Source organism: Myxococcus vastator, assembly GCF_010894475.1.
In the GTDB taxonomy this organism is placed as follows: Bacteria; Myxococcota; Myxococcia; order Myxococcales; family Myxococcaceae; genus Myxococcus; species Myxococcus vastator.
The window spans coordinates 1-11,791 of sequence record NZ_JAAIYB010000261.1 but is presented as its reverse complement, the minus strand read 5'-3'; the positions used below and the strand labels follow the sequence as shown (position 1 = coordinate 11,791).

Here is an 11,791-nt window from a genome sequence, read left to right as displayed (position 1 = left end):
ACCGTGGCCCCCGCACCCATCGTCGTTCCCAAGGAAGTGCCGCTGGAGAAGCCACCCGAGGCCGAGACGGAGACGGTGGCCGCCGCGCCCATCGCAGTGGGTGGCACCGGCGCGCTCGTTCCTGGCGGCGTGGTGGGAGGCGTCCCCGGCGGTGACACGCTCGCCGGCGGTGGCGGCCGTGTCGCGCCCATCAATCTTCCCGAGTCCGGCACGCCGCCGGAGCCCCTGTCCTCCAACCTCACGCCGGAATACCCCTCCGCGGCCCGCTCCAAGGGCCTGGAGGGCCTGGTCATCCTCAAGGGCGTGGTGGGCGTGGATGGCCGCGTCACCCAGCTGAGGGTGATGCGCGGCGACGAGCCCTTCGCCAGCGCGGCCATGGCCGCGGCGAAGACGTGGCGCTTCAAGCCCGCCATCGTCGGCGGTCAGCCCACGGCGGTGTTCCGCATCTTCAAGGTTCCGTTCCGTCTCAAGTCGTAAGCCGAAAAGGCCTCACCCGCACCTGCCCCCCAGGAGCAACCCGTCATGAACTTCAATCTCAGGGACATCTACAACCACATGGGTGTGTTCGCGCTGGGCATCGCGTGGACCCTCATCCTCTTCGCCGTCGCGTCCCTCGCGGTGTTCTTCGAACGCCTCTTCGTCTTCTTCCGCTCGCGCTCCATCTCCAAGCGCTTCGCGTCCCGCGCCGGCCCGCTGCTCACCCAGCACCAGCACGAGGCGCTGGTGCAGGAGGCGGAGGCCACCCAGGGCAGCCACCTGGCCATGCTGCTGGGCGGTGGCATGAAGCACTTCCTCGCGAAGTCTCGCGTGCCGGCCGGCAAGCTGGGGCCGGTGGAGCTCACGCGCCGTGAGCTGGTGCGCATCAACGAGCGCGTCAGCGCGGACGTGCGCCGCGGCATGTCCGTGCTCGCCACCGTCGGCTCGGTGGCGCCCTTCGTCGGGCTGCTCGGCACGGTGGTGGGCATCATCGAGGCCTTCTCCGGCATCGCCAAGGAAGGCTCCGGCGGCCTGGGCGCGGTGTCCGCCGGTATCGCCGAGGCGCTCGTCGTCACGGCGCTGGGTCTGCTCGTCGCCATCCCCGCGGTGCTGATGTTCAACTTCCTCTCCACCCGCGCCGACTCGCTCCAGCTCTCCCTGGACGCCGCGCGGAGCGAGTTCATGGACTACCTGGAGGACCTGGGGCCGCAGAAGCCCGCCGCCACCAACGGCGCCGCGGTGGCCACGGGCCCGGAGCTGGCTGCTCGCAAGGAGTCCCGCGATGTCCACCCCGCGTAGGAGCCTGACGCCGGAGATGAACGTGACGCCCCTGGTGGACGTCGTGCTCGTCCTCCTCATCATCTTCATGGTCGTCACGCCGCAGATTGAGTCCGGCGCCGCGGTGGAGCTGCCCACCGCGACGAACCCGGACAAGGAGAACAAGGAGCTGACGCCCACCACGGTGAGCCTGTCCGCCACCGGGGCCTTCTACCTGGACCGCAAGGAGCTCAAGCGCGACGCGCTCATGGCCGAGCTGAAGGCCGTGCGCGCGAAGGACCCGGACTCGCCCGTGGTGCTCAAGGCCGACCGGGGCGTGCGCTACTCCGAGGTGCGCGGCCTCTTCAAGGCGATGCAGGAGCTGGGCTTCCCCGGCATCAACCTGCAGGTCGTCGACAAGCAGAAGAACTAGGAGCGCACGCCATGGCATTCGACCTCGGAGGCGGAAAGGGCGGCATCCGCCCGGCGATGAACGTGACGCCCCTGGTGGACGTGGTGCTCGTCCTCCTCATCATCTTCATGGTCGTCACCCCGCTGATGACGAAGCAGATGTGGATGACGGTGCCCGCCAAGGGTGATGACCTGGAGGCCGCTGCGCCTCCTCCCGATGCAAAGCCACCGGTGGTGCTCACGGTGGACAAGTCCGGCGTGCTGCGCATCAACCGGGAGGAAGTGCCCCGCGACCAGGTCGTGGCCCGGCTCCAGCGCATGCTCAACGCGCGCCCGGACAAGATTGTGTTCTTCGACGCCAGTGATGATGTGCCGTACGGCGCCGCCATGGACGTGCTGGACCTCGCGCGAGGCGGGGACATCACGGTCGGCGTGCTGCCGGACAAGCTCGCGGATTGATGCAGTGCCGCGGCGGACCGTGACACCGAGTTTGCGGTCCGCCGCCTGAATCGTCACAGCCCCTTCATCCAGATGCCATGCGTGTCGCGTTCTCTACGCGCACCTCGGTAAGGAGTGTCGTGTTGTCTCGCACCGCCCCCCTGCGCGCCTTCTTGGCCGCGCTTGTCATGACAGCTACGCCCGTGTTCGCACAGGCGCCCGGCGTTCCGGGCTCGGCTCCCGCTCCCGCGGTCGACCCCGTCACGCAACCTCTTCCCCCACCCGAGGAAACCCAACCGTCGCAGCCGAAGGACACCGCGACGCAGCCGTCTGGGATTGCCGCTCCGCCCACCGCGGTGGAGCCTTCCGCGCATCAGCCGGGCACCGTGACGCCGCCGACGGCGCAGCAGCCTGGTGCCACGCCCGCGCCGACCGCGCAGCAGCCCGGCACCGAGGCGTCGCCGACGGCCGCGCAGCCCGGCACCGAGGCGTCGCCGACGGCCGCGCAGCCCGGCACCGAAGCCGACCCCACCGCGCAGCAGCCCGGCACCGAGGCCGACCCCACCGCGCAGCAGCCCGCGACGCCCACCGATGAGTCCATGGAGGGCATGAGCGACGAGGCGATGCTGGCCGAGTCCGCCGTCCCGCCCCCGGGCTTCACCGGCATCCATGGCCGCGTGACGGACGAAGCCAACGGCGAGGGCCTCATCGAAGCCACCGTGAAGGTCGTGACGGGCGCCCAGAAGCAGGTGCTCACCGACCTGGACGGCTTCTACCGGGTCGCGCTGCCGCCCGGGAAGTACGACCTGCGCGTCTTCTATGACGTGTACCAGGGCCGCCGCATCACCGGCGTCGTGGTGTCGAAGGGCAAGGCGACGAAGCTGGACATCGCGCTCGGCGCGGACGAAGGCGCGGTGCAGGAGGTCGTCGTCGAGGCTCGCGCGGACCGCCGGGCCGAGGGCGCGCTGCTCCAGGAGCGCAAGAAGGCGGCCGCCGTGTCGGACGCCATCAGCGCGCAGGAAATCGCGCGCACGCCGGACTCCAGCGCCTCCGACGCGGTGAAGCGCGTGGTGAGCGCCACCGTGGTGGACGGCCGCTACGTGCTGCTGCGCGGCCTGGGTGGCCGCTACAGCACCACCCTGCTCAACGGCGCGCTGCTGCCCAGCACCGAGCCGGATGAGCCCAGCGTCCCGCTGGACATCTTCCCCACCAGCCTGCTCGCCAACCTCAACGTGGTGAAGAGCTACACGCCGGACCTCCCTGGCACCTTCGGCGGCGGCACGCTGCTCATCGAGACCCACTCCTACCCGAGCGAGTTCGAGCTCAAGCCGCGCATCAGCCTCTCCGGCGACTCCGTGACGACGTTCCGCGAGCGCAACAGCCAGGCGCAGGGCGGCTTCTTCGAGAACCTGGGCTTCCCCAGCGGCAGCCGCCAGCTCCCCAACGCCATTCCGCGCGACAGCGGCCTGGGCATGTCAGGTGAGTCCGGCGACGTGCTGGAGCAGCAGTACCGCAGCTTCCCCAACATCTGGCAGGCGCGCCGCACCACCGCGCTGCCCAACATGGGCCTGGGCGTGTCCATGGGCGACACCCTGCGCTTCGGCAACAGCCGGCTGGGCTACCTGGCCAGCGCCAACTACGGACACCGCGACGGCGTGCAGGAGGGCAACTTCGCCCGTGTCGACCGCGACGAGACGGGCACGCTCAACGCCCGCGACGCGGCCCGCAGCACGCAGGGCTTCGAGACGGCCAGCCTCAGCGGCCTGGGCAGCGTCGGCTTCCAACTGGACCGCGACAACGAGCTGACCTGGTTCGGCCTCTACACCCGCGGCACCGACACCCGCACGTTCACCGCGCGCGGCAGCAACATCGTCCGCGGGGAGAGCTACGAGAGCACGCGCCTGCAGTTCGTCAGCCGGCAGCTCTTCTTCAACCAACTCCGGGGCTTCCACCGCCTGGGACTGCTGGGGGACGCGGAGCTGGATTGGCAGGCCAACCTGTCCCGCGTGGACCGCGACGAGCCCGACACCCGCGACACCCTCTACAGCGACAACCTCTCCGCGCCGTCGGGCACGCCCACCTTCCCCAACCAGCCCAACAGCGGCGAGCGCTTCTTCGCCGAGCTGGGCGAGACGTCCACGGGCGGCAGCCTCAACGTCACCGTCCCCCTCTCCGCCGTCCGGCTGAAGGTGGGCGGACTCACCCAGGTGTCCTTCCGTGACTTCGGCGCGCGCCGCTTCCGCTACCTGCTGGGCAACACCCCGGTGGACCGCACGCTCCCCCCCGAGCAGCTCTTCGCCCCGGAGAACCTGGGCACCAGCATCCGCGTGCGTGAGAACACCCGGCCGGACGATGCCTATGACGCGTACCTGGGCATCTTCGCCGGCTATGCGTCCGCGGACGTCCAGCCGACGGCCGCCCTCCGCCTGGTGGGCGGCCTGCGCGTGGAATCCTCCATCCAGCAGCTCACGCTGAAGGACCCGTTCACCGGCGCCTCCGGCACGGAGAACCGCTCCGAGTACCTGAACCTGCTGCCGGCCTTCAACGCCATCTACGCGCTGACGCCCACCGTGAACGTGCGCGCCGGCTACAGCTACACGCTGGCGCGGCCCACCTTCCGCGAGCTGGCGCCGTTCATCTACTTCGACTTCGTGCGCCGCCGGAACGTGTCCGGCAACCCGGACCTGCTCCAGACGCGCATCCACAACATCGACGCGCGCGTCGAGTGGTTCGCGGGCGAGAACGAGGTCCTGGCCGCCAGCGCCTACTACAAGCGCTTCCAGGACCCCATCGAGCGCGTCATCCGCAACCCCGAGTCGGGGGACCTCAGCTTCGAGAACGCCGCGGGTGCCAACACCTACGGCGTGGAGCTGGAGGCGCGCGCGTCGCTGGCCCGCCTCACCCAGACGCTGAAGGCCGTGCGCGTGGGCGCCAACCTCACGCTCATCCAGTCCGACGTGGACCTGGGTGACCCCAACGTGGTGGGCGCGCAGACGAACCGCAACCGCCCCCTCCAGGGCCAGTCCCCGTACGTCATCAACCTCAACGTCGGCTACTCGCGCCCCGAAAGCGGCACCGAGCTGACCGTCCTCTACAACGTGTCCGGCCGCCGCATCAGCGAAGTGGGCGTCCAGGGCCTGCCGGACATCTACGAGGTGCCCTTCCACCGCGTGGACATCTCGCTGACGCAGCAGCTCGGCGCGGCGCAGCTCAAGCTCACCGCGGCCAACCTCCTCGACTCGAGCGTCACCCTCCGCCAGGAGTCGGTGGACGTGCAGACGTACAAACCCGGCGTCGCCTTCAGCGCGTCGCTGGGCTGGTCCCTCTAACCCACAGAAGGAAGCACACCCATGAAGCGCCTCTTTGCCTCCCTCCTGACGCTCTCCGCCCTCTCCCTGACGCCTGCCTGCGGCGACGACAACGACAACACGCCCAACAACCCCAACCCGCCGCCGACGGACACCACCGAGGACGTGTCCGCCAACATCACCCAGGACACCACCTGGAAGGCGGGCGTCACGTACACGCTGAAGAACTACGTCTTCGTGGAGAGCGGCACGCTCACCATCGAGCCGGGCACCCGCATCCTGGGCGACCAGGGCAGCGCGCTCATCGTCACCCGCAACGCGAAGCTCCACGCGGTGGGCACGGCGCAGGCCCCCATCGTCTTCACCAGCTCGCGGCCCGAGGGCAGCCGCGAGCCCGGTAACTGGGGCGGCGTGGTGCTGCTCGGCAAGGGCCGCCTCAACGTGGCGGGCGGCGAGAACACGGTGGAGGGCTTCTTCGCCTCCGGCAACAACCCGCTGACCCAGTACGGCGGCGGCGCCACCCCGGACGACGCGCACGACTGCGGCAAGCTGAGCTACGCGCGCATCGAGTTCGCCGGCTTCGAGCTGTCCGAGGACAACGAGCTCAACGGCCTCACCGTGGCCGGCTGCGGCTCGGCCACCGACCTGGACTACATCCAGGTCCACATGGGCGCGGACGACGGCGTGGAGTTCTTCGGTGGCTCGGCCAACCTGTCGCACGCCGTCGTCACCCAGGCGGATGACGACTCGCTGGACTACGACCTGGGCTACAGCGGGAAGATCCAGTTCTTCATCGCGCAGCAGAACGCGGTGGTGGGCAACTTCGGCATCGAGTCCTCCGGCAACAAGAACGACAACGCGGCCACGCCGCGGTCCGCGCCGGAAATCTGGAACGCGACCTTCATCGGCTCCGGCCGTCCGGCGGGCACCACCCCCGCGCAGGCGGGCATGGTGTTCAACACCGGCGCGGGCGGGAAGCTGAACAACGTCATCATCGCGAACTTCGCCGACCTGGCGGTGGACGTGAGCGGCACGGCCTCCGCGGCGCTGTGGAACGCGGCCACGCCGGAGCTGTACCTGCGCAACACCCTCTTCTGGAACAACCGCGGCGACACCGCCTCCATCCCCGCGGCGCCGAACCCGACGGTGGACGCGGGCGGCAACGTCACCAACCCGGACTCGTCCAACTTCAACGAGCCGGAGAAGGTGCTGGCCTCCGGCCTGAACAACCGCGTGCAGGATCCGCAGCTCACCGACGCGCTCAACCTCACGGCGCCGAACTTCATGCCGGCGGCCGGCTCGCCCGCGCTCAACCCGGACTCCGCCGCCACGCCGCCGGAGGGCTTCGACACCTCCGCCCGCTTCGTGGGCGCGGTGGGCACCACCAACTGGCTGGCCGGCTGGACGGCCTTCCCGCGGGACTGACGTCCCCACGCTGAGCTGAGCCGGGCCCCTCCACCGAACGCGGGTGAGGGGCCCGGTCCCATGGCCCGGTCGAGTGCGGCGCGCGGAGGGGGGCTCCGGCGACGGCACCCGGCCGGGCCGTGGCCTTTGCAGCGCCCGGAGCCTCCTGGCGTCCCTGGGCCCACCGCCCCGCGCGGCCCGCCCTCGCGGGGTTGTCATCCCCGGCGGCTCCCCCAACGTTTCTCCGGTGGCGGGCCCGACTCCTGCCTGCCCAGGAGGAGCCGCCGCCATGCGTGACACGATTCAGCAGCCAGGAGCCCGCTCTCCCGCTGTGCCTCCACGCGGCGGAAGCCAGCGGCGGAGCCCATTTGGCCGCGACGGCCAGCGCACCTCGGAGGAGCGCCTTCCGCAGCTCGTCTCCGCGCTCGCGGGCGGCGCCCTGCTCACGCTGGGCCTCCAGCGCGGCAGGCTGGGCGGCGTGGCCATGGCCCTGGCCGGTGGCGGCCTGCTCTTCCGCGGCACCCGGACCGAGCAGGAGCCCTACGTCCGCAGGCACGGCGTCGTCGTCCGGAAGTTCCGCCGGCAACGCGGCCGGGACGCCACCGTCGAGCTGACGGTGCTCCAGCGCTCCATCACCATTCAAGGCACGCCGGAGGCGCTGCATCGCCGCTGGCTCGACGCGGAGACGCTCAGCCAGGTGATGGGACACTTCGCCGACGTCACGTCCCCTGGCGAGGGACTGCAGCACTGGAGGGTGCCGGGCGTGCTCGGCAAGGACCTCGAATGGGACGCCCAGGTGGTGGAGGAGCGCCCCGGTGAGCTGCTGCGCTGGCAGTCCGTGGGGGACACGGCCCTGCCCAACGAAGGCTGGGTGCGCTTCCGCCCCGCGCCGCGGGACTGGGGCACGGAGGTGACGCTCCGCTTCGTCTTCGACCCGCCGGGCGGCATCCTGGGCGAAAAGGCCGTGCAGTTGCTCGGCGCCGTGCCCGCCGCGCTCGCGCGCATGGCCCTCAAGCGCTTCAAGAGCCTCGTCGAGTCCGGCGAGATTCCCACCACCCGGCCCAACCCCGCCGCTCGCGAGGGCGGCTACGCCTCCTGAGGAACCTGCCCATGCGCGCACTCTGCTGGAACGGCATCAACGACCTGGGCGTGGAGACGGTGGGGGACCCTCGCATCGTCAACCCGCACGACGTCATCCTCCAGGTGAGGATGTCCACCACCTGCGGCTCCGACCTCCACTTCATCGACGGCGACATCCCGACGATGCGCAAGGGAGACGTCATTGGCCACGAGTTCATGGGCACCGTCGTGGAGAAGGGCCCCGCGGTGAAGAAGGTCCAGGTGGGGGACCGCGTCGTCGTCCCGTCCTTCATCTGCTGCGGCAGCTGCTGGTACTGCCAGCACGACCTGTGGTCCCTCTGCGACAACACCAACCCCCAGGGCGAACTGCAGGAGCCCCTGTTCGGCGCCCAGACGGCCGGCATCTACGGGTACACCCACGCCTTCGGCGGCTACGCGGGCGCGCATGCGCAGTTCGTCCGCGTCCCTCACGCGGACAACGACTGCTTCCGCGTGCCCGAAGGCGTGACGGATGAGCAGGCGCTGTTCCTCTCCGACGCCGTCCCCACCGGCTACATGGGCGCGGAGTTCTGCGACATCCAGCCCGGCCAGACGGTGGCCGTGTGGGGCTGCGGCGGCGTGGGGCTGATGGCGCAGAAGGCCGCGTTCCTCCTCGGCGCCGAGCGGGTGATTGGCATCGACCGCCTCCCCGAACGGCTGAAGCTGGCGCGGGAGAAGGTGGGCGCGGAGACCCTCAGCTACGAGGAGGTCGACAGCGTCCAGGACGTGCTGAAGGAGCTCACCGGCGGCCGAGGCCCCGACGCCTGCATCGACGCGGTGGGCATGGAGGCGCACGGCACCGGCGTGGGCTATGCGTATGAGCGCGCGAAGCAGGCGCTGCACCTGCAGACGGACCGGGGCCAGGCGCTGCGGCAGGCCATCCTCGCGTGCCGCAAGGGCGGCATCCTGTCCGTGCTGGGCGTCTACGGCTTCATGGACGCGTTCCCCATGGGCGCCCTCATGAACAAGGGCCTCACGGTCCGCGCCGCCCAGCAGCACGGACAGAAGTACCTGCCGCGCCTGCTGGAGCACGTGGTGAAGGGCGAGCTGGACCCGTCCTTCCTCGCCACCCACCGGTTCTCCCTGGAGGACGCGCCGAAGGGGTACGAGCTCTTCAAGAAGAAGCAGGACGGCTGCGTCCGGGCGGTGTTCCTGCCCAACTGACGCGCCAGTCCTCACGAGGCCGTCCGGTGGCCGCGACACACCGGGCGGCTTCGTTTATCCGCGCGCCCGCTCAGGCCTCGGACAGCATGCCGTTGCCGGTGTGGTGCGCCGCCGCGGCGAGCGCCTCCGGCGTGGACCCGTCCGCGAACAGGGAGGCCCCCGCGGCGGCGCGGGCCTTGGGCGGGCGGCCCCGGCGGCGGGGCGCGTTCTCATCGCTCCCCTGCGTCGCGCTCGCGGGGTCCGCCGCCGCGCCGTCAGCCCGGGCGCCCTTGCGCGCGGCACGCGGCAGGTGGATGCCGTCCAGCTTCGCGCTCAGCTCCACGTTCTCCTCGGAGAAGACCCGCGCGTATGCCAGCGCCCGCTGGCCCTTCTGGAGCAGCGCCTCCTGGCTCTCGTGCAGCGCCTGCCGCGCGGACTCCAGCGCTGCCTGCGCGCGCGCCACGGCCTCCGCCTGCTCCCGCACCTGTTCGGCCGCGGCGTCCAGCACCTCGCCGTTCATGTCCGGGAAGCGGACCTCCGCCAGCTCCGTGGTGAACAGCTCGAGCAGCGCACGCAGCGCCGGGGAAATGGGGTCGTTCTCGTTCGAGTCGAACATGCGCGGGCCTCCTGGCTCCTTGCGGGAAGGTGGCCCCTATCTGCCCAGATGTTCAGTGTCAGATCAAGAGGGTAGGCTAAAACAGCACCCTTGCGGATCAATCCACGCGCACCAGCGCCGCCTGTTGCAAGCCGTCGTCCGCGCTCACCTCCACGGACAGGTAGTGCCGGCCCACCCCGTCGAACGTCTCCGGAATGGCGCCTCCGCCGCCGGAGATGAAGGCGGGGATGCCCCCGTTGGTGAACGAATAATAGGAGTGGATGTGCCCGTAGAGCGTGAGGTCCACGCCCGCGCGCGCCATCTTCCCCATCAGCCCCGCGGCCTCGCCCCGGTTGGCGAAGCCGCCGCCGCGCAGGCCCACCGGGTCCTGTGGCGGGACGTGCATGGCCACCACGTGCGTGCCGTCCCGCGAGGCCGCCAGCCACCCCTCCAGTTGCTCCTCCACGCCGGGGTCCAGCGTGCCGTTGCTGGAGTCCACCACCGAGAAGCGCACGCCCTTGAAGACGAAGCTCTGGCTGCCGCGCCCCACCAGCGCGTGGTACTCGGCCGCGTCGCGGGTGAACGTCTCGTGGTTGCCCAGGGTGGCGTACAGCGGGATGCGCGAGCCCGCCTCCAGCCGCTCCTGGAACTCCGTCAGCTCGTCGCGCGTGCCGGACTCCGTGAGGTCCCCCGCGAAGAGGATGAAGCGCGCCGCGTCATCCCGCCGCATGCGCGCGTAGATGTCCCCCACGCGCGGCAGGGCCTCCTGCACGTCCGCCAGCGCGAGGAAGCGGAAGGGCTCACGCGACTCCGAATCCGGCGGCGCCACGGACAGCCGCGCCGTCGTCCCCGCGCGCAGCGCCACGCGCCACACCTTCACCGTGGGCAGCGCCTGGGGAAGGGCCTCCTGCGCCAGCGGCGCGCCCCCCTCCTCCTGGGCCACCAGCACCGCGTCCGGCATCGCGTTGCGCACCGTCACCAGCCAGTCGGACGGCGCCTGTGCGCCCACGTCGATGCGGGCGGTGAAGGCCGGCGCGTTGCCCCACAGCACCAGCGTGCCCGGCGCCAACTCGCGCACCGTCGCCAGCCCGTCCGCCACCGACAGCGTCACCCCGCCCTGCTGCGCCTGTCCCACCTTGGAGTCCGCGACGGCGCGGTTCTCCGCGGGCCGCATGCCACAGCCCGACGACACCAGCGCCGCCAGCACGCCCGCCTTCACACCCACGCGCATCACCGCTCACCTCCCAAGGCATGAATCAATGACAGCCGGCCCACGAGCGCGCCACCTCCCTGCACCTCCGCGGCGACGCCCCAGTCATCCGTCAGCAGCGCCCGGCCCCTCAGGCCAAAGGCGCCCACGATTCCGCCGCCGCGCGAGCGGATGCCGCCCGCGAAGGAGTCCTTGCGGTGGTCGTAATAGAGCATCGCCTCGCCCCGGAAGGGCCCGCCCCGGCCCAGCCACACGCCGTAGCCGAAGGTGAAGAGCAGCTGCTCGTGCAGGTTCCCGTCGCTCACCGCGCCAGGGTACGTGATGGCCTCCGCCGACGTGCCCACGCTGACCTCCGCGAAGGAGCCCGCCATGGCCGGGCTGATGCGCGACATGGCCAGCCGGCCCCGCAGCGCCACCTCTCCGCTGATGAGCGCGAAGCCCTCGGTGGGGTAGCGGTGGAACTGGCCAAAGGCCTCCACGTCCAGCGCGCTGCCGTCCGTGCCCGCCAGCGAGCGCTCCGGCGCGCCCAGCAGCCGCCACGCCCCGCCCAGGCGCACCTGGGTGTTGCCCTCGGACGGGTCCACCCGCACGGCGCCCAGCAGGCGCAGCGAGTCGAAGCGGGCCTGCGCCCCCACCGTGAGGAAGTGGCGGTAGTCGAAGGCCGCGTCATTCACATACTGGTAGCCCACCTCCAGCTCCAGCGGCGGAAGCAGCGGCGGCGCCACGCCCGGGTCGAACGCCGGCGCCGTCACCGCATACAGGTTGGCCAGCGCGGAGATGCCCAGCACGCTGAAGCCCGCCAGCGTCACCGCGTACAGCGGAGCAATGGTGCGCCGCGACGCGCCCGTCAGGGCGATGGGCACCCCGCCCAGCGCGATGAGCCCCAGGCCCGCGCCCTCCAGCGCGAAGAGCCGCTTCGCCGTCTGGCCG

At 71.1% G+C, this 11,791-nt stretch carries 11 protein-coding genes; 8 read left to right on the top strand and 3 right to left on the bottom strand.

Annotation, left to right across the window (positions count from 1 at the left end; all coding sequences use genetic code 11):
- The 8 genes from G4D87_RS23610 to G4D87_RS23575 all read left to right on the top strand — a co-directional run.
- Positions 1–477, top strand: a 477-nt coding sequence (locus G4D87_RS23610; RefSeq protein WP_163784470.1) for an energy transducer TonB, incomplete at its 5' end; no start/stop codon positions are given.
- A gap of 45 nt (positions 478–522) precedes the next feature.
- Positions 523–1,275 (top strand): MotA/TolQ/ExbB proton channel family protein, encoded by a 753-nt coding sequence (locus G4D87_RS23605; RefSeq protein WP_163784469.1) that lies wholly within the window; start codon positions 523–525, stop codon positions 1,273–1,275.
- On the top strand, positions 1,259–1,666 hold the full coding sequence (locus G4D87_RS23600; protein ID WP_163784468.1) for an ExbD/TolR family protein: 408 nt from the start codon (positions 1,259–1,261) through the stop codon (positions 1,664–1,666). Before G4D87_RS23605 ends, G4D87_RS23600 begins: the two co-directional genes overlap by 17 nt.
- 11 nt (positions 1,667–1,677) lie before the next feature.
- Positions 1,678–2,103: an ExbD/TolR family protein gene (locus G4D87_RS23595; RefSeq protein WP_163784467.1), complete on the top strand. Its 426-nt coding sequence runs from the start codon at positions 1,678–1,680 to the stop codon at positions 2,101–2,103.
- Between the two features lie 77 nt (positions 2,104–2,180).
- Positions 2,181–5,411 (top strand): TonB-dependent receptor domain-containing protein, encoded by a 3,231-nt coding sequence (locus tag G4D87_RS23590; RefSeq protein ID WP_163784466.1) that lies wholly within the window; start codon positions 2,181–2,183, stop codon positions 5,409–5,411.
- Positions 5,412–5,432: 21 nt separating this feature from the next.
- Positions 5,433–6,815, top strand: coding sequence for a beta-helix domain-containing protein (locus tag G4D87_RS23585; RefSeq protein WP_163784465.1), 1,383 nt, complete (start codon positions 5,433–5,435; stop codon positions 6,813–6,815).
- Positions 6,816–7,083: 268 nt separating this feature from the next.
- Entirely contained in the window at positions 7,084–7,893 is an 810-nt protein-coding gene (locus G4D87_RS23580; protein ID WP_163784464.1) for an SRPBCC family protein, read from the top strand.
- Between the two features lie 11 nt (positions 7,894–7,904).
- Positions 7,905–9,077, top strand: a complete 1,173-nt coding sequence (locus G4D87_RS23575) for a zinc-dependent alcohol dehydrogenase (RefSeq protein ID WP_163784463.1) — start codon at positions 7,905–7,907, stop codon at positions 9,075–9,077.
- A 70-nt stretch (positions 9,078–9,147) separates the two neighbouring features.
- Here the strand turns inward: G4D87_RS23575 and G4D87_RS23570 are convergent, their stop codons facing one another.
- The 3 genes from G4D87_RS23570 to G4D87_RS23560 all read right to left on the bottom strand — a co-directional run.
- A complete protein-coding gene (locus G4D87_RS23570) occupies positions 9,148–9,672 on the bottom strand; it encodes a hypothetical protein (RefSeq protein WP_163784462.1) in 525 nt (174 codons plus the stop codon).
- 97 nt (positions 9,673–9,769) lie between these two features.
- The gene (locus tag G4D87_RS23565; RefSeq protein WP_205507698.1) at positions 9,770–10,882 is read right to left on the bottom strand and encodes a metallophosphoesterase family protein; all 1,113 of its coding nucleotides are present in this window, start codon (positions 10,880–10,882) and stop codon (positions 9,770–9,772) included.
- Positions 10,882–11,791: hypothetical protein (locus tag G4D87_RS23560; protein WP_163784460.1), on the bottom strand; the 910-nt coding region annotated here is incomplete at its 5' end. The genes G4D87_RS23560 and G4D87_RS23565, both read right to left, overlap by 1 nt.